The 24,920-nt window shown below is 64.0% G+C and carries 25 protein-coding genes and 1 tRNA gene; 9 read left to right on the forward strand and 17 right to left on the reverse strand.

Annotated features, from left to right (window positions below):
• Positions 1 to 109 precede the first annotated feature (109 nt).
• Positions 110 to 184, reverse strand: a tRNA-Gly gene (locus MGMSRV2_RS16500).
• Positions 185 to 357: 173 nt separating this feature from the next.
• Between MGMSRV2_RS16500 and trxA the strand changes: the two genes are divergently transcribed.
• The 4 genes from trxA to MGMSRV2_RS16520 are packed head-to-tail and all read left to right on the forward strand — an operon-like array spanning position 358 to position 2,566.
• Positions 358 to 1,284, forward strand: coding sequence for a thioredoxin (trxA, locus tag MGMSRV2_RS16505; protein ID WP_024081497.1), 927 nt, complete (start codon positions 358 to 360; stop codon positions 1,282 to 1,284).
• The gene (locus MGMSRV2_RS16510) at positions 1,281 to 1,910 is read left to right on the forward strand and encodes an LON peptidase substrate-binding domain-containing protein (RefSeq protein WP_024081498.1); all 630 of its coding nucleotides are present in this window, start codon (positions 1,281 to 1,283) and stop codon (positions 1,908 to 1,910) included. The genes trxA and MGMSRV2_RS16510 overlap by 4 nt, the downstream gene beginning before the upstream one ends.
• Positions 1,911 to 1,919: 9 nt before the next feature.
• A complete protein-coding gene (locus MGMSRV2_RS16515; protein ID WP_024081499.1) occupies positions 1,920 to 2,123 on the forward strand; it encodes a Trm112 family protein in 204 nt (67 codons plus the stop codon).
• A complete protein-coding gene (locus tag MGMSRV2_RS16520; RefSeq protein WP_024081500.1) occupies positions 2,120 to 2,566 on the forward strand; it encodes a gamma-butyrobetaine hydroxylase family protein in 447 nt (148 codons plus the stop codon). Before MGMSRV2_RS16515 ends, MGMSRV2_RS16520 begins: the two co-directional genes overlap by 4 nt.
• On the opposite strand, the gene MGMSRV2_RS16525 is transcribed toward MGMSRV2_RS16520, so the two are convergent.
• The 16 genes from MGMSRV2_RS16525 to asnB form a co-directional block, all read right to left on the reverse strand.
• Entirely contained in the window at positions 2,563 to 3,525 is a 963-nt protein-coding gene (locus tag MGMSRV2_RS16525; protein ID WP_024081501.1) for a PseG/SpsG family protein, read from the reverse strand. The genes MGMSRV2_RS16520 and MGMSRV2_RS16525 overlap by 4 nt on opposite strands.
• A complete protein-coding gene (gene pseC / locus MGMSRV2_RS16530) occupies positions 3,522 to 4,727 on the reverse strand; it encodes a UDP-4-amino-4,6-dideoxy-N-acetyl-beta-L-altrosamine transaminase (RefSeq protein ID WP_024081502.1) in 1,206 nt (401 codons plus the stop codon). The genes MGMSRV2_RS16525 and pseC overlap by 4 nt, the downstream gene beginning before the upstream one ends.
• The gene (locus tag MGMSRV2_RS16535) at positions 4,720 to 5,193 is read right to left on the reverse strand and encodes a WbuC family cupin fold metalloprotein (RefSeq protein ID WP_041633701.1); all 474 of its coding nucleotides are present in this window, start codon (positions 5,191 to 5,193) and stop codon (positions 4,720 to 4,722) included. Before MGMSRV2_RS16535 ends, pseC begins: the two co-directional genes overlap by 8 nt.
• A complete protein-coding gene (locus MGMSRV2_RS16540) occupies positions 5,190 to 6,230 on the reverse strand; it encodes an AbrB family transcriptional regulator (protein WP_024081504.1) in 1,041 nt (346 codons plus the stop codon). Before MGMSRV2_RS16540 ends, MGMSRV2_RS16535 begins: the two co-directional genes overlap by 4 nt.
• Positions 6,227 to 6,994 (reverse strand): NAD kinase, encoded by a 768-nt coding sequence (locus MGMSRV2_RS16545; protein WP_024081505.1) that lies wholly within the window; start codon positions 6,992 to 6,994, stop codon positions 6,227 to 6,229. Before MGMSRV2_RS16545 ends, MGMSRV2_RS16540 begins: the two co-directional genes overlap by 4 nt.
• Positions 6,995 to 7,040: 46 nt before the next feature.
• Positions 7,041 to 8,027, reverse strand: a complete 987-nt coding sequence (moaA, locus tag MGMSRV2_RS16550; protein WP_024081506.1) for a GTP 3',8-cyclase MoaA — start codon at positions 8,025 to 8,027, stop codon at positions 7,041 to 7,043.
• A 61-nt stretch (positions 8,028 to 8,088) separates the two neighbouring features.
• Positions 8,089 to 9,327, reverse strand: coding sequence for an O-antigen ligase family protein (locus MGMSRV2_RS16555; RefSeq protein ID WP_024081507.1), 1,239 nt, complete (start codon positions 9,325 to 9,327; stop codon positions 8,089 to 8,091).
• On the reverse strand, positions 9,327 to 10,640 hold the full coding sequence (locus tag MGMSRV2_RS16560; protein ID WP_024081508.1) for an RsmB/NOP family class I SAM-dependent RNA methyltransferase: 1,314 nt from the start codon (positions 10,638 to 10,640) through the stop codon (positions 9,327 to 9,329). Before MGMSRV2_RS16560 ends, MGMSRV2_RS16555 begins: the two co-directional genes overlap by 1 nt.
• A 35-nt stretch (positions 10,641 to 10,675) precedes the next feature.
• Positions 10,676 to 11,626: a zinc metalloprotease HtpX gene (gene htpX / locus MGMSRV2_RS16565; RefSeq protein WP_024081509.1), complete on the reverse strand. Its 951-nt coding sequence runs from the start codon at positions 11,624 to 11,626 to the stop codon at positions 10,676 to 10,678.
• Positions 11,627 to 11,692: 66 nt separating this feature from the next.
• Positions 11,693 to 12,811, reverse strand: coding sequence for a hypothetical protein (locus MGMSRV2_RS16570; RefSeq protein ID WP_024081510.1), 1,119 nt, complete (start codon positions 12,809 to 12,811; stop codon positions 11,693 to 11,695).
• Positions 12,812 to 12,814: 3 nt separating this feature from the next.
• On the reverse strand, positions 12,815 to 13,921 hold the full coding sequence (locus MGMSRV2_RS16575; protein WP_158497780.1) for an SGNH/GDSL hydrolase family protein: 1,107 nt from the start codon (positions 13,919 to 13,921) through the stop codon (positions 12,815 to 12,817).
• Positions 13,922 to 13,929: 8 nt separating this feature from the next.
• The gene (locus MGMSRV2_RS16580) at positions 13,930 to 14,877 is read right to left on the reverse strand and encodes a glycosyltransferase family 9 protein (RefSeq protein ID WP_024081512.1); all 948 of its coding nucleotides are present in this window, start codon (positions 14,875 to 14,877) and stop codon (positions 13,930 to 13,932) included.
• Between the two features lie 3 nt (positions 14,878 to 14,880).
• On the reverse strand, positions 14,881 to 16,149 hold the full coding sequence (locus tag MGMSRV2_RS16585) for a nucleotide sugar dehydrogenase (protein ID WP_024081513.1): 1,269 nt from the start codon (positions 16,147 to 16,149) through the stop codon (positions 14,881 to 14,883).
• A 39-nt stretch (positions 16,150 to 16,188) separates the two neighbouring features.
• Positions 16,189 to 17,319, reverse strand: coding sequence for a glycosyltransferase family 4 protein (locus MGMSRV2_RS16590; RefSeq protein ID WP_024081514.1), 1,131 nt, complete (start codon positions 17,317 to 17,319; stop codon positions 16,189 to 16,191).
• A complete protein-coding gene (locus MGMSRV2_RS16595; RefSeq protein ID WP_024081515.1) occupies positions 17,316 to 18,476 on the reverse strand; it encodes a glycosyltransferase family protein in 1,161 nt (386 codons plus the stop codon). Before MGMSRV2_RS16595 ends, MGMSRV2_RS16590 begins: the two co-directional genes overlap by 4 nt.
• A gap of 2 nt (positions 18,477 to 18,478) precedes the next feature.
• Positions 18,479 to 20,326 carry an asparagine synthase (glutamine-hydrolyzing) gene (asnB, locus tag MGMSRV2_RS16600; protein ID WP_024081516.1) on the reverse strand — a complete coding sequence of 616 codons (1,848 nt, stop codon included), beginning with the start codon at positions 20,324 to 20,326 and terminating at the stop codon, positions 18,479 to 18,481.
• A 163-nt stretch (positions 20,327 to 20,489) separates the two neighbouring features.
• Here asnB and MGMSRV2_RS16605 point away from each other — a divergent pair, with 163 nt between their 5' ends.
• From MGMSRV2_RS16605 to MGMSRV2_RS16625, 5 genes are read left to right on the forward strand one after another with little or no spacing between them, the layout of a single operon-like run.
• Positions 20,490 to 21,185 carry a glycosyltransferase family 2 protein gene (locus tag MGMSRV2_RS16605; protein WP_024081517.1) on the forward strand — a complete coding sequence of 232 codons (696 nt, stop codon included), beginning with the start codon at positions 20,490 to 20,492 and terminating at the stop codon, positions 21,183 to 21,185.
• An 11-nt stretch (positions 21,186 to 21,196) separates the two neighbouring features.
• Entirely contained in the window at positions 21,197 to 21,676 is a 480-nt protein-coding gene (locus MGMSRV2_RS16610) for a cupin domain-containing protein (RefSeq protein WP_024081518.1), read from the forward strand.
• A complete protein-coding gene (locus MGMSRV2_RS16615) occupies positions 21,673 to 22,917 on the forward strand; it encodes a class I SAM-dependent methyltransferase (RefSeq protein WP_024081519.1) in 1,245 nt (414 codons plus the stop codon). Before MGMSRV2_RS16610 ends, MGMSRV2_RS16615 begins: the two co-directional genes overlap by 4 nt.
• 3 nt (positions 22,918 to 22,920) lie before the next feature.
• Positions 22,921 to 23,982 carry an NAD-dependent epimerase/dehydratase family protein gene (locus MGMSRV2_RS16620; RefSeq protein WP_024081520.1) on the forward strand — a complete coding sequence of 354 codons (1,062 nt, stop codon included), beginning with the start codon at positions 22,921 to 22,923 and terminating at the stop codon, positions 23,980 to 23,982.
• Between the two features lie 4 nt (positions 23,983 to 23,986).
• A complete protein-coding gene (locus MGMSRV2_RS16625; protein ID WP_024081521.1) occupies positions 23,987 to 24,916 on the forward strand; it encodes a Gfo/Idh/MocA family protein in 930 nt (309 codons plus the stop codon).
• Positions 24,917 to 24,920: the final 4 nt, after the last annotated feature.

Consider the following 24,920-nt stretch of genomic DNA (forward strand, 5'->3'; position numbering starts at 1 on the left):
GCCACTGTAATCATTGATTTTTATGAATTTGGATGATTCGGGGAAAAGCCAGAAAAGCAAAAGGCTCACAGTCAAGTGACCGTAAGCCTTTGATATTGCTTAGATAAATTGGAGCGGGCGAAGGGATTCGAACCCTCGACCCCAACCTTGGCAAGGTTGTGCTCTACCCCTGAGCTACGCCCGCTTCCTGGCGTGTTCCGCGGCTCGTCGCTGCGGAGGCCCGGAAAATAGCAAAATCCCGGACGGGGTCAAGAGCTTTTTTTCAAAAAAATTCATCGCTGCCTTTGGCCTTGCGCGTTTGCCCCCGACAGCCCATCTTTTGCGAGTCTTCTTATATATTTGGGATCTGTCGCCACCATGGATTTCATCATTGGTTCAGGATCAAAGCCCGCCGCCGGCGGGGCCACCCCCAGCGATCTCATCAAGGATGGCAGTGCCGCGACCTTTACCGCCGACGTCATCGAAGCCTCCATGAAGGCGCCGGTGATCGTCGATTTCTGGGCAACGTGGTGCGGCCCGTGCAAACAATTGGGGCCGGCCCTGGAAAAAGTGGTGCGCGAGGCTCGCGGTGCCGTGCGCATGGTCAAGATCGACGTCGACAAGAACCAGGAACTGGCGGCGCAATTGCGCATTCAGTCAGTGCCCACCGTCTACGCCTTCGCCAATGGCCGTCCCGTGGATGGCTTTACCGGCGCCCAGTCGGAAAGCCAGTTGCGCGCTTTCGTCCAACGCTTGACCAAGAGCGCGGCCCAGCCCAGCCTGGCCGAGGTGATGGACGAGGCCAAGGCCTTGCTGGCCCAAGGCGATGCCGAGACCGCCGCGCAGATTTTCCAGCAGGTGCTGGGCGAAGACCCCAATAACGGCCCGGCCATGGCCGGGCTGCTGCGCTGCCTGATGGCGGTGGGCGATGTGGACAGCGTGGTCCAGATGTTGGGGCAATTGCCGCCGGAGCTGGCCAAGCATGCCGAGGTGGCGGCGGTCAGGACAGCGCTGGAACTGCAACAGGCCGCCGCGGCCGGGGCTGGGCAGGCGGCTGAATTGCGCCGCCGGCTGGCGGCCAATGCCGATGATCATCAGGCCCGTTTCGATCTGGCCCTGGCCTATTATGGTGCCGGCGAAACCGAAGCGGCGCTCGAGGAATTGCTGGAATTGTTCCGCCGTGACCGCACCTGGAACGACGATGGCGCGCGCAAGCAATTGCTGAAGATGTTCGAGGCCTTGGGCGGTGCCCATCCGCTGACCCTGCAGGGCCGGCGTCGGTTGTCGGCGCTGTTGTTCGCATGAGCCCGCTGCCGGCCATCGTTCCGGTGTTCGCCGTACCCGGTGCCCTGTTGCTGCCGGGCGGGCGTCTGCCGTTGACGGTGTTTGAGCCGCGTTATCTGGCCATGACCGATCATTGCCTGGGGGCCGGTCGCCTGCTGGCCCTGGTGCAGCCGACGGCATCGGGCGAGGGACCGGCGCCGGGGCTTTATTCCGTTGGCTGTCTGGCCCGTATCGTCGCCTTTGGTGAAACCGGCGATGGCCGTTATCTGATCACGTGTCAGGGCATCAGCCGTTTCCGTATCGTCGGCGAGGCCGAGGGCCGCTCCGGCTATCGTCGGGTGATGGCCGATTATACCCCCTTCGCTGCCGATTTGGCCGGTGAGTCCGATCCCGTATTCGACCGCCGCCGGCTGATCGGGGCGGTCACCGCCTGTCTGGCCCAGAATGGTTTGGCCTCGGATCTGGCCAAGTTGGATGCTGCCGCCGACCGCGAGTTGATCACCACCCTGGCCATGGCGGCGCCCTTGTCGCCCGAGGAAAAACAGGCCTTGCTGGAAGCCCCCGATGCCAGCCAGCGGGCCAAGATGATGATTGCCATTTTCGAGATGGCGGTGCTGGCCGAGGCCGGTGAAACCATCCGTCATTAGGAGTCCCCCATGTCCGAACGTGTCGCCGCCATTGACCCGAAATTGCTGGAAATTCTGGTTTGCCCGGTGTCCAAGGGGCCGCTGCGCTATGACGCCGCCGCCAACGAGCTGATCAGCGACAAGGCCGCGCTGGCCTTTCCCATCCGCGACGGCATTCCCATCATGCTGCCGGACGAAGCCCGCAGCCTGGACAACAGCGGAGCCCGGTCATGAGCCAAACCTATGGCAGCCGCCACACGCCCACCGACATCACGGTGAAGAAGGCGGAAAAGTGCGTCGAAATCGCCTTCGATGATGGTGCTAGCTTTACCCTGTCAGCGGAATTACTGCGGGTGGAAAGCCCGTCGGCGGAAGTGCAGGGCCATGGCCCGGATGAAAAGAAGCTGGTGGCCGGGCGCAGCCATGTGGGCATCATCGGCGTCGAGGCGGTGGGCAATTACGCCATCAAGATCGTCTTCGACGATCTGCACGATTCCGGCATCTACACCTGGGATTACCTGTATACCCTGGGGGCGGAGCAGGACCGCATCTGGGGCGAGTATCTGGCGGCCATGGAGGCTGCCGGGCTGTCGCGGCATCCCAACGCCACCAATGCGGCTCCAGCCCCCCAAGGTGGCTGTGGCGGCGGCAAGGCGGGCGGCTGTGGCTGTTCCTAATTCAACAGGTTTTTAAGGACGGCGGCGATGCGGTTGGCGCCGTCACCGTCGATCAAGGCATGAGCCTTGATCGCCAGGGCGGTGCGGGATTCTTCGTCGTCCAGCATCCGTCTTAAGGCAGCCTTCAAGCTGTCGGCCAAACCGTTATCACCGGCCCAGCCGGCGAAGACCAAGGCGCCGGCTTGTTCGAGACTGCGCAAATTCGGTCCCTGATCGGTGCCGATGCCGATGGCGATGGTCGGCAGGGCCGAGGCCGCCAACTCGTATAAGGTCTGGCCGCCGGCGGAAATGGCTAGATCGGCCCCATCCATCAATTCCGGCATGTTCTGCGGCGCCTTGTGCAAGGTAGCCCAGCCCGGCAGATTGACCGGCACCGGGGCAAAGGGGCCGACGACGAAATCGCAGGCCAGTCCTGGGGGCAGCACCGAGGCTAGTACCGGTCCGATCTGACGTGGGTCGGCCCCGCCATAGGTCACCAGCAATCGCCTGACCGCGCCGCAGCGTTGCCGGAACTTCATCCCCGGCCTGACCACCTGATAGTCCGGCCCCAGCAGGCCGATGGTGCCCGGCGGCAAGTCATAGGGCAGGTCGAGGGCGGCGGGGGCGCCATTGATGATGATATCGGCGGCCATGGTTCGTTCAGCAGTATCGTCGAACCAGGCCAGCTTCATCCCCTGGGCCTGTAGCGCCAGGTCCGGACGATCCAGGCGGTAGGAATCGGCCACCAGCAAGCGGGCGCCGCTTTGGTGGGCGGCGGCGGCCACCGAAACCGGGCTGGGGCCGCATTCACGCTCTTGCAGGCCGTATTGCCGCAACAGCGGGCGCAGATGATTGCCGGCGGCGTTCAAAATGATCGGTGTCATCCCCTGTTGGTCCAAGGCCAGGGCCAGGGAACAGCAGCGAATGGCGTGGCCCAATCCGATCCCGGGGCCGGCATCGGCGTGCAGGGCGACGATCATGACTTTTCCACCAAGGCGCGGATGGCGGCGATGACCCGGTCTTGGCTGTCATCGTCGAGACCGGGATAAAGCGGCAGCGACAGGCATTGGCTGAAATAGCGGCTGGCGCCGGGCAGTTCGGGCCGACCATAGCGTTCGGCGTAATAGGGCTGTTCCGGCACCGGGATGTAATGGACCTGGCTGCCGATACCGGCCCGGCGCAATATCTCCATCACTTCGGCGCGGCTGTGGCCCAGGCCGGGGAAATCCATCAGCACCACATAAAGGTGCCAACCCGGTTGGCATTGGGACACGCGCGCCGTGGGGCGAATCAGCGGCGCCAGATCGGCGAAAGCCTGGTCGTAACGCTGGACCAAGGCCTGACGGCGGGCGACGAAACGATCCAGCTTGGCCAGTTGCGACAGGCCCAGGGCGCAGGCGATATCGGACAGGCGGTAATTGAAGCCCAGTTCGATCATCTCGTAATGCCAGGGATTGACGCTGCCATCGCTGGCCAAAGCCAGATCGGGACGGCGAAACAGGCTGGCATCGCGGGTGATGCCGTGGCTGCGCAGCAGTCGCAGGCGGGCGGCCAGGGCATCGTCGTTGGTAGTGATGGCGCCGCCTTCGCCCATGGCCACGGTCTTCACCGGGTGAAAGGAAAACACCGCCATGGCCGAATGGGCGCAATCGCCCACCTTATGGCCATGATGGTGACCGCCGATGGCGTGACAGGCATCCTCGACCACGCTCAGTCCATGGTGGGCGGCAATTTCCGCCATCTCGGCCATGGCACAGACCTGACCGGCCACATGCACGGGGAACACGGCGCGCGGGCGCCAGCCCTTGGCACGGGCGCGGGCGATGGCGGCCTCGGCATCAGCGGGCCGCATCAGCCCGGTGTCGGGATCGACATCGGCGAATTCCACTTCCGCGCCAACGAAGCGGGCGGCATTGGCGGTGGCGGTGAAGGTAATGGCCGGCACGATGGTGCAGTCGCCGGGACCAAGATCAAGGGCCAGGGCGGCCATGTGCAAGGCGGCGGTGCCGTTGGCGCAGCCGATGGCGTGCTTGGCCCCGGTGGTTTGGGCCAGAATATGGTCGAAGCGCTGCGATACCGGGCCGGTGGTCAGGTAGTCGCTGTTCAGAACCTCGGCGACGGCGCGGATGTCGTCTTCGTCGATGCTTTGACGGCCATAGGGCAGAAAGGGCTGGTCAGTCATGGCCGAAGCTTTCCCCCACCTGCGCCCGTTGCAGCCAATCCAGGCAGGTGGCGGCGCCGTCGCTGCCTTCTTCCGGTGCCCAGGCGGCGAAACTGCCGGGGACGTAGGGGCCGGGCTTGACCTCGATAACCACCGTTCCGGGTCGGCGCGCTACCACGCCGTGCCAGGCGCCCGCGGGGATTTCCGCCGCCAGGGTGCCGTCTTGGGCCAAATCCACCCGCTGGGTCACCACCCCTTGCGCGTCGAACACCAGAATGGAACAGGCGCCCGACAACAGGGTGAACAATTCCCATACGCCATCGGGGTGGCGGTGCGGGCGGATATAGGTACCCGGTTCCAGCGCGTTCAACAGTCGCTGGATGGGATCATCCAGATGCTCATGCAGGTTCCGGTTCTTGCGCCGCCTCGGTGCGGCGGCGGCCTCGGCGGCAAGATCGGCAAGGGTAGCGTGGGTGACGGTTTTCATGGGCGGAACCATGGCTTGAACAGACGAAAGGCCAGCGGCGCGCAGGCGATGACCAGGATGACGCGCAACACGTGGTGTGTCGAGACAAAGGCCACGTCTTGGCCCAGGGCCAGGGCGATCAGGCACATCTCGGCGATACCGCCGGGAACGAAGGCCAGCAGCAGCATGGAAAACGGCAAGTCGGCCAACCAAGCCAGAATCGCCGCCAAACCAGCACTGATGGTGATCAAAATCATGGTCGAGCCGCTGGCGATGCGGGCCGCAGTAGCCAGATCGCGCCATTTCAGCCCGACCATGCGGCAGCCCAGCCCGGCACCGGTAACCACCTGGGCGAGGATGACCAGTTCCGCCGGCGGGTGTGACGCGGTCAGGCCCAGCACGTGAAGGATGGCGCTGGCCGCCATGGGGCCGGTCAGGCTGGCGGCGGGAAAGCGCAGCAATCGCCCGGCCATTGCGCCGCCGGCAGCGCAGGCCAGCAGCACGGCGCCATCAAGCCAGGATAAATCCAGTAGCGATCCCATGGATTGGCTGATGGGGGCGCCATGGATACCGGTGACCAGGCGGAAGCCGATGGGGATGGTGAAGACGATCAGCAGGATACGGAGAAAATGGATCAGGGCAATGGTGCGTTCGTCGCCACCCAGGGCGCCGCCGGTCATCACCATTTCGTTGACGCCGCCGGGGGCGGCGGCGAAATAGGCGGTGGGCAGGTCCATGTGGCCAGCGCGGCGGAAATAGGCCATCACCAGCAAGGTTGCCAGGATCATACCGGCGAACAGCACCGACAGGCTGAGGCTCCAGCGGCTGAGCTGATCCAGCAGATCGGGGGAAAAGGCACTGCCCAGCATCACCCCCAGAATCGCCAGCATGACGGCGCGCAAGGGGGTGGGCATGGCCAGACGCAGCCCCGACAGGGCGGCAATGATACAGGCGGACATGGCGCCCAGCATCCATGGCAGCGGCAGATCAGCCATAAAGAACAGCGCACCGCCGGTCCCGCCCAGGGCCAGGGCCAGGATCACCGGGCGGATGCTCACGACTGGAACTGTTCGGCGAGGATACGTTCTTCCAGATTGTGTTCGGGGTCGAACAGCAAGGTCAGGCTGACGCTGCGGTCCTCGCGCACTTCCACCTCGATGACGTCGCGGGCCTCGGTGTAATCGGCCACCGCCGAAACCGGGCGTTTGCCCGCTTCCAGCACCTCGAACGACACGCGGGCGTGCTGGGGCAGCAGCGCCCCGCGCCAGCGCCTTGGGCGAAAGGCGGAAATGGGGGTCAAGGCCAGGATGTCGGCCCCCAGCGGAATGATCGGGCCGTGCGCCGACAGATTATAGGCGGTGGAGCCGGCGGCGGTGGCGACCATGACGCCGTCGCAGATCAATTCGTCCAGGCGTTCCTTGCCGTCGATGCGGATACGGATCTTGGCCGCTTGGCGGGTTTGGCGGAACAGCGACACCTCGTTGATGGCCAGGGCCTCGACTTCGCTGCCATCGGCCAGACGCGCTTTCATGCGCAAAGGGTGCAGAACCACGCCCTGGGCCCGGTGCAGACGCTCCATCAGCCCGTGTTCGCGGAACGAATTCATCAGAAAGCCGACGGTGCCGCGGTTCATGCCATAGATGGGCACCTTGCGGTCGATCCAGCAATGCAGTGTTTCCAGCACGAAACCGTCACCGCCCAAGGCGACGATGACGTCGGCCTGATCGGGCGGCACATGGGGATAACGGTCCATCAGGCGGGCCAGCGCCGCCTGACCGGCTTGGGTGTCGGAAGCGACAAAGGCGATCTTGGCAAAGGGCATGGCGGCAACTGGCGGCGGCGATGGGGACAACCAGTATAGGAAGGGATCAGCCCCCCGTCACGCTCATATGCCGCGACACGGCGGGGCCGGTCTGGCGGTCGATGATGAAATCGTGGCCCTTGGGCTTGCGGGCGATTGCCTGGTCGATGGCCTGATCGAGATTGATATCGGCCTCGCTGGAACGTAACGGCGCGCGCAGGTCGACGGCGTCGTCCTGGCCCAGGCACATGAACAAGGTACCGGTGCAGGTAATGCGCACACGGTTGCAGGATTCGCAGAAATTATGGGTCATCGGGGTGATGAAGCCCACCCGCCGCCCGGTTTCCGCCACCTGCATATAGCGGGCGGGACCACCGGTGCGGTAGTCGGTGTCGGTCAGGGTCCAGTGCCGGGCCAGACCGGCACGCACATCCGACAGCGGTAGGTATTGTTCCATGCGGTCGGCATGGATCTCGCCCATGGGCATGGTCTCGATCAGGCACAGGTCGAAGCCATGCTGGCCGCACCATTCCATCAGCCGGTCGTATTCGGTGTCGTTGACGCCCCTGAGCGCCACGGTGTTGATCTTGATGGCCAGCCCGGCCCGTTTGGCCGCCATGATGCCCTCCAGCACCTGATCCAGCCGACCCCAGCGGGTGACGGCCGCGAATTTGTCGGCATCCAGGGTATCGAGCGAGATGTTGATGCGGCGGACGCCGGCCTTGGCCAGTCCGTCGGCATATTTGGCCAATTGGGTGCCGTTGCTGGTCAGGGTCAGTTCGTCCAATTGGCCGGTCTGGAGCAGCCGGCCCAGCCCATCGACCAAAGTCATGATGTTACGGCGGACCAAGGGCTCGCCGCCGGTCAGGCGGATACGGCGCACTCCCTTGCGGACGAAGGCGGTGCACAGGCGTTCCAGTTCTTCCAGCGACAATATGTCGGCCTTGGGCAGGAAGCTCATGTCCTCGGCCATGCAATAGACGCACCGAAGATCGCAGCGGTCGGTCACCGACACGCGCAAATAACTGACGGAACGTCCGAACGGATCAATCATGGCCTACCTCAGGGACCGTGCTGGAACGATCCTAATATAGGGTGCGCCGCACCAGCCAGACTTAAGCTTGGTCAAGCGGCTCCAGGATATTGATCAGCCACACGCACAGGATCAGACCGGCCAGCCACCAGCTTTGCCAAGCACCGAAACTGAGCAAGGAGACGACGCAAGCCTGGCCGAAAATGGCGGCACTGACCAGCCGCCGTGGTCGGTCGGGCAGGCGGCAGAGGGCGCGAATGGCGGAAACGGCCACGCAGCCGGCCAAAACGGCGCCGATGGCGCCCAGTTCCAGCCACCATTGCAAGATGGCGTTATGCGGATGCAGGGGGAGCGGGCGCCATTGGGTGCTGCGATTTTCCGGGCCGACGATGACGTCCTGATTGCCGCCGGGAATATATTTGGCGCTGTTCATGCCCCAGCCCGAAAACGGTCGGTCGGCGATGGTGTCGGTGGTGAATTTCCAGATGAACAGGCGGTGCTGCAACGATTGCGGCCAGCCTTGCCACTGCTCCCATATCTGCTGCGGTCCGGGCAGCGGGCGCACGGCCAGCGGCCACAGCAGCACCATGATCGCCATGCCGCTGCCCAGCAGCCGCCAGGGCCAACGTCCGGGCAGTAAGGCCAGCACAGCGGCGGCAGTACCGGCGACCACCGCCAGGACCACCGCATCCTTGCCCCAGAACAAGGCACAAGCCAAGCTGGCGGCGGCTACTCCCCGCCCCGCCCAGCGGTGCGAGGGGGAGCGTAACCGCCATGCCGCCAGGACCACCAAGACCGAGAACATGGCCAGCAAGGTGACGCCGCGATTGAGCGAGCGCAAGGCCAGTTCCTGTTGCAGGACGTGGCTGACGTCATAGCCGCGGAACCATCCGGCCAGGTGGCCGCCACTGAGTATGTCGGTCAACAGCATGGCGGTGGCCAAAGCACAGCCGGCAAAAAAGCCGGCGATGGCCCGACGCCGTCCTTTCCGGTCAAGAGCAGCGGCAGCATCAAGGCTGAACAGCAGCAGAAGGGCGCATCCAAACAGGCTGGCGGCCCCTTCCAGCGCGGCCCTGGCATTGATGGCCCACAAGGCCGAGCCGGCGGCCCATAGGGCCAGGGCCAAAATCAGCAGAAAGGGTGTTTGTCGCCAGTGGGGTACGGCGCCATGGCGGATGCATTCGGCCAGCCTGACCACGGCGCAAACGGCCAAGGTGATGACCAGGGCGTTGGGCAGATAGAGGCCAAAACCCGGAACCAGGAACAACGCCAGGGCGGTGGTCCAGGCTGACCAGGATGCAGGTGCCCGTTGCGCGACCATCAGTCCATTCGCTTCAGCCGGGCGATGAAAAAGGCGTCCATGCCGCCCTTTTCCGCCAGATAATGGGGCAGGGTACGGATTTCGCCCTGTTTGGTCAGGACAAAGTCCAGGCCGGGAATTTCCGACGGCTCGATGGGGTCGCGCACCAAGGGCGCACCGCTTTCCAGCAGGCGGATGATCTGGGCTTCACCTTCTTGGGGTTCGAGCGAACAGACGCAATAGACCAGGATTCCGCCGGGCTTGACCATGGCGGCGGCGGCCTTCAGCAAAGCGTGCTGCTGGTCGGCCAGATAGGCGACGTCGCCCGGTCCCTTCAGATGGACGCCGTCGGGATGGCGGCGAAGCGTGCCGGTGGCGGTACACGGCGCATCCAGCAGCACGGCATCGAAGGGGGCGGGGGGCTGCCAGCCGGCCACGTCGGTTTCGACGATGGTGGCGGCCAGCTTCAGCCGCTCCAGATTGCGGCGGAAGCGGACCATGCGCTTGGCCGAACGGTCCACTGCCGTGACCTCGGCCCCGGCCACCGCCAATTGCAGGGCCTTACCGCCGGGGGCGGCGCACAGATCAGCGACGCGCTTGCCCTTGACCGCCCCCATCAGCTTGGCCGGCAGCGATGCCGCCAGATCCTGCACCCACCACGCGCCTTCGGCGAAACCGGGCAATTGGGTGACATCGCCGCCGGCCTGACGGCGCAAGGTGCCGGTGGGCATGATGTCCGCTTCCAGCCGTTCCGCCCACAAGGCGGGATCGCCGGCGACGCTGATATCCACCGGCGCCTCGGTCTGGTGCGCCTGGGCGATCAGGCGGGCGGTATCGGGGCCATAGGTGTCCAGCCAGGATTGCCACATCCAGGCCGGCGTGTTCAGCGGCCCGGCATCCTGTTCCGCCACCCAGGCCCGGCCTTCACGGTCGAGACGGCGCAGCACGGCATTGATCAGTTTGGCGAAACCGGCCAGCGGCGAATTCTTGGCCAGATCCACGGTGGTGGAGATGGCCGCATGGGGCGGCGTATCCAAAAACAGCAATTGCGCCGCACCCAGGCGCAGCATGTTGCGGACACGCCCGGCCTTGGCCGGTAACGGACGGTCGATGCAACGGGCGATCACCGCGTCGATCTGCCCCAGCCGGCGTAAGGTGGTGGCCACCAGCATGCGGGTGAAGGCGCGGTCGCGTTCGGCCAGCTTGGTCAGACGCGGTTCGCTGTCCAGGGTTTCGTCCAGCAGGCGCTTTTGCGCCAGGACGCACTCCAGCAGGTCAAGGACGATGGACCGGGGGTCAGCGGTCCGCGAGGGGGGGGAGGATGCTTTAGCCATGCCCCTCCCATACACCAAGCCCGCTCAAGAATCCATTACCCCCACGGCCCCTTGGCCGGGGGCGGCTTGCCCCAAGGGCCGGAAGCCGGGTTTTGACGCTGGGCGCGAGCGTCCCAGGTCATGCCGGCCTGGGCGGCCATGGCGCGCAAGGCGGCGACCCGATTGGCCATGTTGGGATGGGTGGAGAACAAATTGTCCATGCCGCGCCCGGACAGCGGATTGACGATGAACAGATGGGCGGTGGCCGGGCTGTTCTCGGCCTGACGGTTGGGGATGACATGGGCGGCCTGTTCCAGCCGTTCCAGCGCGTTGGCCAGCCACAAAGGGTTGCCGCAGATGCGCGCGCCTTCGGCATCGGCAGCGTATTCACGGGTGCGCGAGATGGCCATCTGCACCACCATAGCGGCCATGGGGGCGATGATGGCGATGAGGATGCCGCCGATCAGCCCCAGACCATTGCCGCCATTGCCTTCCTCGTCGCTGCGCTGGCCGCCGCCGAAGAACATGCCGAAATTGGCGATCATGCCGATGGCCCCGGCGATGGTGGCGGTGATGGTCATGATCAGGGTGTCGCGGTTCTTCACATGGGCCAGTTCATGGGCCATGACGCCCTCCACCTCTTCCGGGCTCAGACGGTCCAAGAGGCCGGTGGTGGCGGCGACCGAGGCATGCTCGGGGTCGCGCCCGGTAGCGAAGGCGTTGGGCTGGTCGGAATTGATGATGAAGACCTTGGGCATAGGCATGCCGGCACGGGTGACCAGACGCTCGACGATGGTCACCAGACCGGGGGCGGAATGGCGATCGACCTGCTGGGCGCCGTACATGGACAGCACCATCTTGTCGGAATTCCAATAGGCGAAGGCGTTCATGGCCAAAGCCATGACCAAAGCGATCATCATGCCGCCTTGACCGCCGATCAAAGCGCCGATGGCCAGGAACAGGGCGGTCATGGCGGCAAGCAGAAGCGCGGTGCGGGCAATTGACATGGCTCAACCTCGGGCAGGCGTGTCAAACATTCAGCGTATAAGGAATAAGCGGGGAATGACCCTTGTTCAAGGCAGGAGGCTGCGGAGAAAATTCGCCAGGGCTTGTCCGGCCAGCTTTTGCCCATGGGAGTTGAAGTGAATGTCGCGCTCCAGATAGGCCGGCTGGTCACTGGCGCGCAACACCGGCAACAGGTCGAGTACGGCAACGCCATCGCCCTGGGCCATGGCCATGATCTCGCCGGTAATGAGAGGGGCACCAGCGGCCAGCCCCAGGCGGCCATAACCCAGGCGTTGGAAATAATCGTGATAACGACTGTCGACCCAGGGACTAGGGGGAATCAGCACCAATACGGGCGTGGCCCCCAGGGATCGGACATAGCCATAAAGGACCCGCAGATCAACCAGGGCAGCGCGGGCGGCCTCGCCTTCGGCGGTAGCCGTGTCGGCCTTGGCCAGATTGTCGTAGTAATCGGGCCGGAAGATGGCGGCGGCCAGATCCCAGCCATTGATGGCGTCGCTATTGGCGTCTCGCAGCAATTGCGGATCGACTCGGGCCAAGCGCTCGGTGACGAAGGCTTGGTCCTTGCCGGCGCTTGAGCGGGAATAGTCCAATACATGGGCGGTGAATCCGGATTGTATCCATGGGATATGCAGCTTGGCCTGACGATAAACCAAGTTCAGCAACACCGACTGTTTCAACAGGTCCCGCCAGCCACGCGGAACATTCGGCTGTGGCAACCGGGTATGCAGCTGGTCGGGGGCGGGTAATCCACCGGGGAACGGAGAAAGATCATTGCCGAGATAGACGGCGATGACAACGGTGCCGGGTTTGATATCTGGGCCATAGGTGACCAGATTGCGGTAATAATCGGCCAGACCGCTGCCGGCTTCCCCCATGTTGAGCATCGCGACGTCACGGCCTTGCCGGCGCAGGCTGGATTCGGCGATGCGGGCGAAATTGCCGCCTGATTGCTCCATCCATTCGGCAAAGGAATCACCGGCAACGATGATGCGATGACTTTGCCCCTTGGCGGCAAATTGTTCCACCCGTTGGGCCACTGGCTGCACCAGATTCCAGCCCAGCCGCTCGGCTGCCGGCAGACGGCGCACCAGCCATTCCATGGCGGCGAAACCAGCGATCAGAACACTGAACAGCAGGGCAAGGTTAAGCAGGCGGGTTTTCATGATCTAACGGCTCTGAAAAAGCGGCTGCGTCGCTAGCCAAGCGGCGATCACCCTTGCTCCTTGCGGATTATAATGGCCGTCTTGACCATAAGCCACGGGATCGAATTGGTGCCGGTGCAGGACATCAAAAACGTCCAGGCAGGCGATATTGTTCTGCTGGCACAGCGGCTGGATCAGATAACCCGGATAGTTTTGCTGAGGAAAATCGCGACCATTGACGGAATAGACGGCATAGGCCTGATCTTCAAAGAAAATCTTGTCGGGTAGCGACAGCACGGTAAAGGAAGCGCCTCGGTCGCGGGCCAGCGCGGCCATTTCCGATAATAGATAGAAATTGGCCTCGGGCACCTTGCCGTCCATGATGGCATCCAAGGGGCGGACCGAACGGTAGCGATAATAGATGGCTTTGGCCCGTGGATAGAGGAAATGCATCAGGGCCGATATATTGGACAGGGATTCGGCGAAGGATTTCAAATCCTGGAACGGCGGCAGGGCGATCCCGGTGGCGTCGAAAAGAACGACGCGGGCTTTGAGCGCGGCTTGCGACATATTGGGCGCGGCACTGACCAGATAGCCATCGACCACCTGGATATTTTCCCGTTCCACCTGCTGCGGGGTGATGATGTCGTTCCAACTCAGTCCAACCAGAATGTGGTCGCCGGGCTGAATTTCGCCGATGGTGTGGCGCAGGCGAGTTATGTACTGGTCCACGTTGATGGCCGGCACGCCCAGGTTGATCACCTTGATGGCGCGGCCTTGGTCGTTGAACTCTTCCTGAAGACGGTTGGCCCAGGTTTCCTCGTCCGCCAATCCATGACCGAAGGTCTGGCTGTCGCCGAACAACCACAGCCGCTTGGGGCCCTCGGCAGGGGCGGCGGGGACGATGCGGCGGCCCAAGGCATCGGCGGTGACGCGCTTGCCGCTGAAATCAGCCCGGTTGTCGGTGATACCGGTAAAGCCTGGGGTCAGCCGCCAGCCACTGGGAACCCATTCGAACATGCCCTTGGGAAAGGGGGATTTGGGTGGCGGGGCCACGGCCCACAACACAGCTTCGCTTATGGCCAGGAACAAGATCACCGAGGCCAAAAGGGTCAGCAGATTGCTCAGCATGTGGCGCTTCAACATTCGGCTTCGCATTCATCTCGAAGTGTTCGGGCGGCGGCGATGACCGTGTCTACTTCCAGGTCCAGCATCATGCATTCTTGACTGCGGTAATCGTAGTCAGGGGCGTGGCAAATATCCTCGAAGCTGCGCGGACCGCGCACATGGGCGCAATGGGGGCCGAAGGGGCCGTAGAATATTTCCGATGATGGGCCGAACAGGCCCAAGGTGGGAATGCCGGCGGCGGCGGCCATGTGCATCAGCCCGGAATCGTTGCCCACATACAGGCTGGCCCGCTTCAGACAGGCATGCACCGTGGCCAGATCGACCTTGCCGATCAGGTCGATGGTGCGCTGGGTGGGTATGGCGGCCAGCAGGGCTTGCACCGATGCGCGTTCGTTTTCGGCGCCGAAAACGGCGATACGACCATCATTGTCGGCGGTCAAAGCCAGGGCCACCTGGGCGAAGCGTTCCGCCGGCCATTGCTTGGCCCCCCAATTGGCGGTGGGGCCCAGGGCCAGAATGGGAGAACCGGCGGGCAGCAGGCATTCCGCCCGGGCTATCTGTTCTGGGGTATTCCACAAAACCGGAGCAAAGGCCTGATCCAGTCCCAGGGCCGAGGACAGGTGATACAGCCGGTGTTTCGGTTCCCACGATGATTTCAGCACGGCACGCCGGGCCGTGGGCACCACATAGGCCAGGGCCGAGCCGCGCAGATCCACCACCAGTGACCACCAGGTCCCCACACTCTGCTTCCACAGATCGCGCCAATGGCCGGCACGCTTGCGCTTGACCATGGGGATGACTTTTTCGACGAAGGGGGCGGCGGCGAACAGGGAGGCCGCCGGCGCACCGCAGGCCACGGTGAACCGGGCCTGCGGATAGGTTGCCGCCAGATGGGCGAGCAGTCCGGTGGACAGAACCGCGTCACCGATACGACTGGCGGTGACGAACAGGATGCGCAAGGGTTACAGCCTCCACAGCCGCATGGCGGCGGGCAGGGTCTTGCCGCGCCACAGCGCCTTGACATCGGCGATCAGGCCGCCTTGCTTCAGCAAAACGTCGAAATTCTCGTCGGTGAAGGCGCAATAGGGATCGTGGGGGACGGCACCGACGATGCAGTCGTATCCGGTCAGGCCATCCAGGGACGGAATCAGCGTTTCGCCGTATTCGTGCTTGGCTTCCGCCGGATCGGCGAAGGGGTCGTGCACATCCACCTGATGGCCCTTGTCGCGTAGGCCCCGGATGACGTCGATGACCTTGGAATTGCGCAAATCCGGCACGTTTTCCTTGAAGGTCAGGCCCAGCACCAGCACCCGCGACGGACCGGTCAGCAAATCCGAAATCTTTTCGGCGATCCACGGTCCCATGCCGTCGTTGATGCGGCGTCCGGCCAGAATGACCTCGGGGTGGTGGCCGTTGTCCAGGGCGCATTGCGCCAGATAGAACGGATCCACGCCGATGCAATGGCCGCCGACCAGACCGGGCTTGAAGTTGAGGAAGTTCCACTTGGTCGCCGACGCATCGAGCACGTCGTAGACGGAAATCCCCAGCTTCTGGAAAATCTGGGTGATTTCGTTGATGAAGGCGATGTTGATGTCGCGCTGGGCGTTCTCGATCACCTTGGCCGCCTCGGCGACGCGGATCGAGGTAGCGCGGAAGACGCCGCCGCTGGTCACCGCGCCGTAGATGCGGGCGAGCAATTCGGTGATCTCGGCGTTTTGGCCGGCGATGACTTTGGTGATGCGATCGACCGTGTGCTCGCGGTCGCCGGGATTGATGCGCTCGGGGCTGTAGCCTAAAAAGAAATCGGTGCCGCATTTCAGCCCCGACACCCGTTCCAGCTCGGGGCCGCAGATGTCTTCGGTGACGCCGGGATAGACGGTGCTCTCGAACACCACCACAGCGCCCTTGGCCATGATGGCGCCCACCGTGCGGCAGGCGCTCATCACCGGGCCGAGATCGGGGGTGTTGGCTGCGGTCACCGGGGTCGGCACGGTGACGATGAAGACGTCGCAGCCGCGAATGTCCTCGGCCTTGGCGCTCAGCTTGATGGTGCTGGCGCGCAACTTGGCCTGATCCACCTCGCCGGTGCGGTCGAAGCCCTGGTGCAATTCAGCCACGCGGGGCGCGGAAATGTCGAAACCCACCGTCGGAAAATGACGGGCGATCCCCACCGCCAGGGGCAGGCCCACATACCCAAGACCGATGACGGCGATTTTCGGAGTCTTGATCATGGCTGAAATGCTTCTTTCATCAGGCAATGGCGGGCAGTTTCAACATACTGGCTTCGGGTTCGTCAACATCTGGTACAGGGCGACGGCCCTTTGGCCGTAATCATTCCAGCAAAAACCATCGGCGACACGGGCTCTGGCCGCTTCGCCCAGGCTTTGGCGCAACGCGGGCTCATGCACCAGACGGTTCAGGGCCAGGGCCAGGGCAGGGGTATCGGCGGGGGGAACCAGCAGCAAATCCCGCCCGTCGGTGCCGGCATCGGGACCGCCGGTGGCGGTGGAGGCGATGACGGCGCAGCCCGAGGCCATGGCTTGCAGAATGACCATGCCGAAGCCTTCTTCGATGGAGGGCAGACAAAATATGGCGGCTTGGCGGTATTCCTGCGCCAGGACATCGCGGCCGAGCGGGCCGCGCAGGATGATCCTGGTCAGGTCATGGCGACGCAGTACTGCGTCGAACCCGGGTTCCAACGGTCCGGCCAGATGCAGTTCCCAATGGGGTGGCAGGCTACGGAAGGCCTCGATCAGCCAGGGAATGCCCTTGCGCAATCCCACTTGGCCGGCGAACAGGACACGGTTGCGCCGTTCTCCGCTGCCGGGGGAAAAGTGCGACAGGTCGACGCCATAAGCATTGACCGCCACCTTGGCCGGATCGATGCCGCGGTCGATGAAGGTTTGGCGGGCGTGGGAACAGCCGGTACAGATCAGATCGGCCTGTTGGTATTCTGCCAGTTCGCGTTCGATCAGGCGCGGGTCGGTGGCGCGCCAGTCCAGGCCGAAGCGGGCATGGGCATCGCGTAAGGTTTCGGTCTGGTGGGCCATGTGGGTGGAGCCGCGCTCCAACACCACCTTGATGCCTTGGGCTTGGGCCGGGGCAATGGCCTCGAGGCTGGCGCCGCTCCAGCCGACCAGGATATCGGCCTGGGGCAGATGGTCGGCCAGCGAACGGGCGAAGCTTTGGGCGATGTACAGATCGGGATTGCCCGGCAGGCGCAGCCGCGGCCAGGCCCGGCGGATCAGTTCCAGCCAGGGCAGGGTACGCAGCGGCAAGTCCTTGGGGGCGGCGAAGGCCGGATAGGTGGTGTCCAGCCGCGCCAGCATGCCTTGTGCGCTCAGATGCCGGGCCAGCTCGAAGGCGTGAAAGCGGCCATGGACGGCGACGGCGACCTTCATGCCAGCACCTCCAGCAGCCGCTTGGCCTGGGCATCCCAGGTGTATGCGGCCAGCATGGTGCGATCCACCGGGGTGACCCGGCCCAGCATTTCGGTCAGTCCCCGCGCCAAAGCGTCGGCATCGGCGCAGGAGCGGAACTCCGCCCCCAGGTCGTCGGCGATGGTCATGGCCTCGGGCGCTTCCTCGGGCAGGCACAGGGTGGGGCGGTCAAGCGCCAGCAATTCCACCAGCTTGTGCTGGTAAAGCGCGCGCGGGTTGCGCACATAGAGGCTGGCGTGACAGCCCGCCGCCAAGTGCCGCAACTGCGCCAGATCCACATAACCGGGGGTTTCCAGCGGCCAGTCGGGCAAAGCCGCGCGCAGCTTGGCGATTTCCGATCCGGCATAGACCAAGGTGGCCTTGCCGCCCCATTGCCGCAGGCCGTCGGCCAATTGGCCCAGATGCTTGGGGTCGTACAGCCCGCCCAGCAGCAGCAGCCGGATATCGCCCCCCGGCGGGGCCGGCGGCACCGCCAGAAAGGCATCGTCGATGCCGGAATAGACGGTCACCGCGTCGCGTCCGAACCAGTGCCGCACCTCGGCGCCGTGCTGATCGGACAAGGCGGTGAAGGCGGTCGCGTCGGTGAAGCGCGCCGCCAGGATACGGCGCAGCGGCGCCGGGATGAAGATGCTCCAGGGATCCTTGATGTCGGCCACCCATTTGCCGCCGGCTTGACGGGCCAAGCTGCGGGCGATCAGCCACGCATCGGTGTTGCCGAAGGTGGCCCAGCAGGACTGGGGGCGAAAATACTTGGCCAGCACCGGCAGATAAGCACCGGCACCATTGCGCCAGTCGGTGAACAGGCCCAAGCGGAACAGATAGAGGACCGCCAGCAGCGGACGGCGCAACAGGCGCGGCCCCCGGCCTTCCCGCAAGGCTGCCGCCAGATGGCCGCCTTGGGGTGGGCAATCGAGAAGAAACGGCGTGGTCCAATCATGGCGGTCCAGGGCGGTGCGCACATCCCCGGGTGCCAACCGGGGCGGCTGGCCGTCCAGGGTTGCGGTCAGCAGCACCACCTGATGACCGGCGCGGGCACAGGCTTCGGCCATGCGGGCGACACGGGTGGCGCAGACATGCGGGGTTTGCGGGTGGCAGTGGTTGACGAAGACCAGACGCATGGTCACAGCAACGGCTGGAATTTGTGGCGGGACGCCATGGCCGCCAGGAAATGCACCCGCCATGATTCGCAGGCCAGCAGCTTCCACAACCCCGCCGCCTGGCTGGTGTCGCCGGCGCGGAAGCGGCGAATGGCGGAGCGCCACCAGGCGCGGTCCCACAGGGGCGACAGGCTGGACTCTTCCACCGCCTGCTCCACCGCCGGCAGCAATGTTTGATGCAGCCAGGCGACCTGTGGCGGCACGAAACCATGCTTGCGCCAGCGCAACCGCACCATGTCGGGCAGGATGCCGTCCATAGCGGTGCGCAGCAGCCGTTTGGTTTCGCCGTCGCCCATCAGATATTCGACCGGCAGGCCCTGGACGAATTCCAAAATGCGGTGATCGGTGAAGGGCAGGCGCACCTCGACCGAATGGGCCATGGAATTGCGGTCGCCATAGCGCAGCAAGGTGCCGAGAAAGCCGTCAAGCGAATCGCGGCAGAGCGCTTCGTGCAGATTAGCCGGCGGCGGGCGGCGTTCGATCCGCACATCGCCGGTAAGGCCGAAGCTGATGTCGCTGCCCTTGTGCACAGTGCGCGCCAGCAGCCGGCGCAAACCGGGGGGCAGACGGGTATGCCAAGGTTGGACCTGGGTCAAGGCATCGCCATAGCGGCTGTGGATTAGGGGCGAATCGGTGCCGCCGCCCCTTAGATAAGCGGAGAAATATTGCTCGTAGCCGCCCATGATCTCGTCGGCGCCCTGGCCGTCCAGCAGCACCTTGACACCATTCTGGCGGGCCAGCCGGAACACGCAATACTGTGCGTATTGACTGGCCGAATCCACCGGCAGCTCGTTGGCCCAGGAAAATTGGGCCAGTTCCGCCAGCAAATTCTCCGGCTTGGGCTCGACCTCGTGGCGGACAGGGTGGGTGGCGGCGGCCACCGCATCCATATAAGGGCCTTCATCGGCGCTGGTGCCGGGGAAACGACCGGAAAAGGTGTGGTAGGGCGTGGACTCGCCCAACTCGCGCCGGGCCAGACAGACGATGGCGCTGGAATCAAGTCCGCCCGACAGACATGATCCTACCGGCACATCGCTGCGCAGCCGCAGGCGGACGGCATCGGCCAGCAGATCGCGAAAGGCGAAGGCGGCCTCGGGCAGCGACGGGCGGCGGCCCTTTCTGGCGGGCCGGCCGGTCCAGTAACAGGCGCTGCGCCGTTCCAGGGTGCGGCCATCGACGATCATCACCTGGGCGGGCGGTACTTGGCGGATGGCGGGGAAAAGCGTCCGTTCATCGCGGTCCAGACCGTCGGCGGGGGCGACGAAGAAGCGGGCCAGCCGACCATCTTCCACCGCCGCCGACACGCCGTCCAAGGTGAGCAGCGCCTTGTATTCCGAGGCGAAGGCGAAGAAGCCGTCGCCCTCCACATACAAGAACGGCTTTTCGCCGAAACGGTCGCGGGCACAGAACAGCAGGTTCCTGTCTTCATCCCACAGGGCGAAGGCGAACATGCCGTTGAAGAACTCGACGCAGGCCTCGCCCCATTGCCGCCAGGCGGCGACGATGATTTCGGCATCGCCTTCGGTGGCGAAGACATGGCCGCGGGTGATCAGTTCGGCTCGGATTTCGCGGTAATTATAGATCTCGCCGTTGAAGGTCAGGACGATGGAGCCGGCGACGAAAGGCTGGGCGCTGGCCGGGCTGGGGTCGATGATGGCCAGCCGGCGATGTCCCAGGACCAACCGGCCATTGGGGTTTTCCCACAATCCGGCGCCATCGGGGCCGCGATGGGCCATCAGGCCGGTCATGGCCTGGACCGCGCCCGCATTGACCGTTCGGGCGGCGGAAAGAATGCCTGCGATACCGCACAAGGTCCGGGAATCCCCATGTTGGGAAGCTTTTCCCCTTGGGTGTACCCGATGGCCGCACCGACAACAAGGCCGCACCGCGCATCAATGAGTTGCGCCAGGGCCTTGAGCCGGTTAGAACCTTGCGCCATGGGGCATAGCGCCTGGGTAAAGTGGGATTCAAGCCATGGTTTCGGTCAGCGTCGTCGTCCCCGTCTATAACGAGGAACGGACCATTGTTTCCATCCTTGAACGGGTCAAGGCGGTTTCGGTCCCCGGCGTGACCTTCGAAGTCATCGTCGTCGACGACGGTTCCAAGGACCGCACCCGTGAGATCCTCGATTCCCGCCCCGATCTGTACAGCCAGTTCATCAAGCATGCCCAGAATCGCGGCAAGGGCGGCGCGGTCAAGACCGCGCTGGGCGCCGCCACCGGCGATTTCGTTCTGTTCCAGGACGCCGATCTGGAATACGACCCGGCCGAATATCCCAAACTGCTGAAGCCGGTGCTGGAATTCGGCGCCGATGTGGTCATGGGTTCGCGCTTCATCGCGCCCGAATACACCAGGGTGTTCTATTTCTGGCACAAGGTCGGCAACGGGCTGATCTCGCTCATCTTCAACATCCTCAACAACACCACCTTCACCGATACCTACAGCTGCTATCTGATGTACCGCCGCGATCTGGTGGCGGTCGGGGATCTGCATTCGGAAGGCTGGGAACAGCACGCCGAGATCCTGTCCCTGGCGGTGAAGAAGGCGAAAAGCCTGTACGAGGTGCCGATCAGCTATCACGGTCGGTCCTATGACGAAGGCAAGAAGATCAAGGCCTATCACGCCATTGCCGTCATCCTGATGATGGCTCGCTGCGCCTTGTTCCGTTAACGGAGTCGATCATGCCCCACGATCATTATCACGACATCGAACCGGTCACCGAGGAAGAGAAGGCCAGCTGGCCGCCCTTCGACAAGGTGGTCAAGCTGGAGAAAGCCTTCACCGACGCCCGCGGCGAAATCCAGCCGCTGGTCGACCGGCTGATGAAAAGCGCGGTGCTGATCGAATCGGTCAAGGGCTCGCTGCGCGCCAACCACTATCACAAGACCGACTGGCATTATTGCTATGTCATCTCGGGCAGCATCGAATATTGGCACCGCCCCACCGGCAGCGATGCGCCGCCGACCCAGATGCTGATCAAGGCGGGCGAGATGGTGTTCACGCCGCCCATGGTCGATCACGGCATGGTCTTCCCCGAGGACACCACCTTCCTGACCCTGTCGCGCAATTCCCGCGATCAGGCGGCCTATGAAGCCGATGTGGTGCGCATCGACCTGCTGGCCACCGAAGGCCTGACCTCGTGGAAACCGGGCGACAAATGAGCCGCCATCATCATCGGCGGTCCACCTGCCGCCTGTGCGGCGGCACCCATCTGACCATGGTGCTGGGTCTGGCGCCGACGCCGCCGGCCAACGCCTTCGTGCCCGCCGCCGATCTGGACAAGCCGCAGGAGCGTTTTCCCCTGGATTTGTTCTTTTGCCATGATTGCGCCCATGTCCAGTTGCTGGACGTGGTCGATCCGCGGGTGTTGTTCGAGAATTACGTCTATGTCTCCGGCACCTCGCCGGTCTTCGTCCGCCATTTCCAGGCCTATGCCGACGACGTCATCGCCCGCTTCCGGGTGCCCGCCGGCTCCCTGGTGGTGGATGTGGGCTCCAACGACGGTACGTTGTTGTCGTGCTTCGCCAAGGCGGGGATGCGGGTGCAGGGCATCGACCCCGCCCGTGATATCGCCGCCGATGCCACGGCGCGCGGCATTCCCACCATCGCCGATTTCTTCACTCCGGCCCTGGCCGCCCAAATCCGCACGGCCAAGGGCGCGGCCAAGGTGGTGACCGCCAACAACGTCTTCGCCCATGTGGATGATCTGACCGGCGTCGTCGATGGCATCCGCGCCGTGCTGGATGATGACGGGGTGTTCGTCTTCGAGGTGTCCTATCTGGTGGACGTGTTCGAGAAGACTTTGTTCGACACCATCTATCACGAACATCTGGCCTATCACTCGGTGCAGCCGCTGATCCGCTTCCTCGCCGCCAACGGCATGGAGCTGATCGAGGCCTTGCGTGTCGACAGCCATGGCGGCTCCTTGCGCGGTGTCGCCCAATTGCAAGGTGGCCCGCATCCGGTGGGGCAGTCGGTGGCCGATGCGGTGGCGCTGGAGCGCCGCCTGGGTCTGGACAAGGCGGAAACCTTCCTGGATTTCGCCCGCGACATCGACGAGCGCAAGCGCCAGTTGGGCGATCTGCTGCGCGGCCTCAAGGCCTGCGGCAAACGCATCGCCGGTTTCGGCGCCCCGGCCAAGGCGACGACGCTGCTTTACCATTTCGATCTCGGCCCCGACATCATCGATTTCATCATCGACGACAGCCCGCTGAAGCAGGGTCTGTTCACGCCGGGCATGCATATTCCGGTTCTGCCCGGATCGGCCATCGCCGAGAAGAAACCCGATTATCTGGTCGTGCTGGCGTGGAATTTCGCCCAGCCGATCATGGAAAAGAACGCTGGCTTCCGTGAAGCCGGCGGCAAATTCATCGTTCCGCTCCCCCAGGTCGAGGTGGTGTAAGTCATGACCGAATTTCTGCTGCAATCCGACATCGCCGAGATCTGCCAACGCCTGGGCAAGCCCGCCCACGATTTCACCGGCAAGACCGTGCTGCTGACCGGCGGCCGTGGCTTCCTGGGCCGCTATTTCATGGAAATGTTCGCCCATCTGAACGAACACATCCTGGAAAAGCCGTGCCGCCTGATCGCCATGGATAATCTGATCACCGCCGGCAAGGAAGGATCGGAAATCCCCGATTTCCCCAACGTCACCTTCATCCAGCACGATGTCATCGAGCCGGTGAAGCTGGACGAGAAGGTGGATTACGTCATCCATGCCGCCGGCATCGCCAGCCCGTTCTATTACCGCGCCTATCCGCTGGAAACCCTGGAAGTGGCGGTGCGCGGCACCCGCAACATGCTGGAGTTGGCCACCGAGCATAACGCCCGGCTGGTGTTCTTTTCTTCGTCGGAAATCTATGGCGATCCCGACCCCAAGCACGTGCCGACGCCGGAAAGCTATCGCGGCAACGTGTCCTGCCAGGGGCCCCGCGCTTGCTATGACGAATCGAAGCGGGTGGGTGAAACCCTGTGTCACATCTTCCATGAGAAGCACGGGACCAAGACCAACACCATCCGTCCGTTCAACGTCTTCGGCCCCGGCATGCAGGAAACCGATTACCGCGTGCTGCCCAATTTCGCCAACCGCATCAAGGCGGGCCGTCCGCTCAACGTCTATGGCTCGGGCAACCAGACCCGCACCTTCTGCTACATCACCGACGCCATGGTCGGCTTTACCCTGGTGGTGCTGAAGGGCGTACCGGGCGAGCCCTACAATATCGGCAATCCCAAGCCGGAAATCTCCATGGTCGAGCTGGTCAAGAGCATCGAGAAGGCGCAGGGCAAGAAGGTCGAGTACAACGTCATCGAATACCCGGATTCCTACCCGGCCGATGAACCCAACCGCCGTTGCCCCGACATCAAGAAGGCCCGTCTGCAACTGGGCTTCGAACCCAATGTGGATCTGGCCGACGGTCTCAAGCGGTTCCTGAATTGGGCCGAAAAGGTCTATACCGGTCAGGAATAAACCGATGACGCCCCCGGTCCGGCTGGGTCTGATCGGCGCCGGTCGCTGGGGGCGGGTTTATCTGCACAGCATGGCCAGCCGTGCGAACGTAAACACCATGGCTGACCATGCGGGCGTGCATTTGGCGGCGGTGGCCAGCGCCAAGGCGGAAACCGCCGCCCTGCTGCCGCCCGCCTGTGTTTTGTACGACGATTGGCGCCGGATGCTGGCCCATCCCGGTCTTGACGGCATCGTCATCGCCACACCGCCGCACACGCATGTGCCCATGGCCTTGGCGGTCGTGGCGCAAGGCTTGGCCGCCTTGGTGGAAAAGCCGCTGTGTCTGGACCCGCATGAGGCCCGCCGCCTGCGCGATCAGGCCGGGCGCCTGGGGGCGGTGGTCGCCGTCGACCATATCCATCTCTTTGCTCCGGCATTTCAGCGCCTTAAGCAATTGCTGCCGCGGATCGGTCCCATCCGGTCGGTGGAAGGCCGGGCCGGCAATCATGGCCCCTATCGCCGGGATGCTTCTGTGTTATGGGATTGGGGACCGCATGACGTGGCCATGGCGGTGGACCTGTTGGGATCGCCGCCCGACCGGGTGACGGCGCGGCTGATGGATCAACGCCCGGAGGCCGATGGCATCGGCCAGAACGTGGCCTTGGATCTGCGTTTCGGCACGGTGCGGGCCGATTTCGTCATCGGTACGCTGATGGACAAGACCCGCCGTTTCCAGGTCGTTGGTGACAATGGCGTGCTGGTCTATGACGATCTCGTCACAACCAAGCTGACTTTGGACGGTAAAGGCGTGGATATCGACCCGGCCAAGCCGCTGGATTGCGTCATCGACGATTTCGTCCGCCGTATCCGGGCGCGGGACCGGGATTTGGCCCCGCTGGAGCTGGCGGTGACGGTCACCGACATCCTGTCCGCGTGTGCCGCCCAGTTGGGTTGAGCAC

Origin of the sequence: Magnetospirillum gryphiswaldense MSR-1 v2, from assembly GCF_000513295.1 — a bacterium.
GTDB classification, from domain to species: domain Bacteria; phylum Pseudomonadota; class Alphaproteobacteria; order Rhodospirillales; family Magnetospirillaceae; genus Magnetospirillum; species Magnetospirillum gryphiswaldense.

What these genes read in the sequence shown, in the direction of transcription:
- trxA (WP_024081497.1), top strand. Translation starts at nt 358, where the DNA reads ATGGATTTCATCATTGGTTCAGGATCAAAGCCCGCCGCCGGCGGGGCC.
- MGMSRV2_RS16510 (WP_024081498.1), top strand. Translation starts at nt 1,281, where the DNA reads ATGAGCCCGCTGCCGGCCATCGTTCCGGTGTTCGCCGTACCCGGTGCC.
- MGMSRV2_RS16515 (WP_024081499.1), top strand. Translation starts at nt 1,920, where the DNA reads ATGTCCGAACGTGTCGCCGCCATTGACCCGAAATTGCTGGAAATTCTG.
- MGMSRV2_RS16520 (WP_024081500.1), top strand. Translation starts at nt 2,120, where the DNA reads ATGAGCCAAACCTATGGCAGCCGCCACACGCCCACCGACATCACGGTG.
- MGMSRV2_RS16525 (WP_024081501.1), bottom strand. Translation starts at nt 3,525, where the DNA reads ATGATCGTCGCCCTGCACGCCGATGCCGGCCCCGGGATCGGATTGGGC.
- pseC (WP_024081502.1), bottom strand. Translation starts at nt 4,727, where the DNA reads ATGACTGACCAGCCCTTTCTGCCCTATGGCCGTCAAAGCATCGACGAA.
- MGMSRV2_RS16535 (WP_041633701.1), bottom strand. Translation starts at nt 5,193, where the DNA reads ATGAAAACCGTCACCCACGCTACCCTTGCCGATCTTGCCGCCGAGGCC.
- MGMSRV2_RS16545 (WP_024081505.1), bottom strand. Translation starts at nt 6,994, where the DNA reads ATGCCCTTTGCCAAGATCGCCTTTGTCGCTTCCGACACCCAAGCCGGT.
- moaA (WP_024081506.1), bottom strand. Translation starts at nt 8,027, where the DNA reads ATGATTGATCCGTTCGGACGTTCCGTCAGTTATTTGCGCGTGTCGGTG.
- MGMSRV2_RS16555 (WP_024081507.1), bottom strand. Translation starts at nt 9,327, where the DNA reads ATGGTCGCGCAACGGGCACCTGCATCCTGGTCAGCCTGGACCACCGCC.
- MGMSRV2_RS16560 (WP_024081508.1), bottom strand. Translation starts at nt 10,640, where the DNA reads ATGGCTAAAGCATCCTCCCCCCCCTCGCGGACCGCTGACCCCCGGTCC.
- htpX (WP_024081509.1), bottom strand. Translation starts at nt 11,626, where the DNA reads ATGTCAATTGCCCGCACCGCGCTTCTGCTTGCCGCCATGACCGCCCTG.
- MGMSRV2_RS16570 (WP_024081510.1), bottom strand. Translation starts at nt 12,811, where the DNA reads ATGAAAACCCGCCTGCTTAACCTTGCCCTGCTGTTCAGTGTTCTGATC.
- MGMSRV2_RS16575 (WP_158497780.1), bottom strand. Translation starts at nt 13,921, where the DNA reads ATGCTGAGCAATCTGCTGACCCTTTTGGCCTCGGTGATCTTGTTCCTG.
- MGMSRV2_RS16585 (WP_024081513.1), bottom strand. Translation starts at nt 16,149, where the DNA reads ATGATCAAGACTCCGAAAATCGCCGTCATCGGTCTTGGGTATGTGGGC.
- MGMSRV2_RS16590 (WP_024081514.1), bottom strand. Translation starts at nt 17,319, where the DNA reads ATGAAGGTCGCCGTCGCCGTCCATGGCCGCTTTCACGCCTTCGAGCTG.
- MGMSRV2_RS16595 (WP_024081515.1), bottom strand. Translation starts at nt 18,476, where the DNA reads ATGCGTCTGGTCTTCGTCAACCACTGCCACCCGCAAACCCCGCATGTC.
- MGMSRV2_RS16605 (WP_024081517.1), top strand. Translation starts at nt 20,490, where the DNA reads ATGGTTTCGGTCAGCGTCGTCGTCCCCGTCTATAACGAGGAACGGACC.
- MGMSRV2_RS16610 (WP_024081518.1), top strand. Translation starts at nt 21,197, where the DNA reads ATGCCCCACGATCATTATCACGACATCGAACCGGTCACCGAGGAAGAG.
- MGMSRV2_RS16615 (WP_024081519.1), top strand. Translation starts at nt 21,673, where the DNA reads ATGAGCCGCCATCATCATCGGCGGTCCACCTGCCGCCTGTGCGGCGGC.
- MGMSRV2_RS16620 (WP_024081520.1), top strand. Translation starts at nt 22,921, where the DNA reads ATGACCGAATTTCTGCTGCAATCCGACATCGCCGAGATCTGCCAACGC.
- MGMSRV2_RS16625 (WP_024081521.1), top strand. Translation starts at nt 23,987, where the DNA reads ATGACGCCCCCGGTCCGGCTGGGTCTGATCGGCGCCGGTCGCTGGGGG.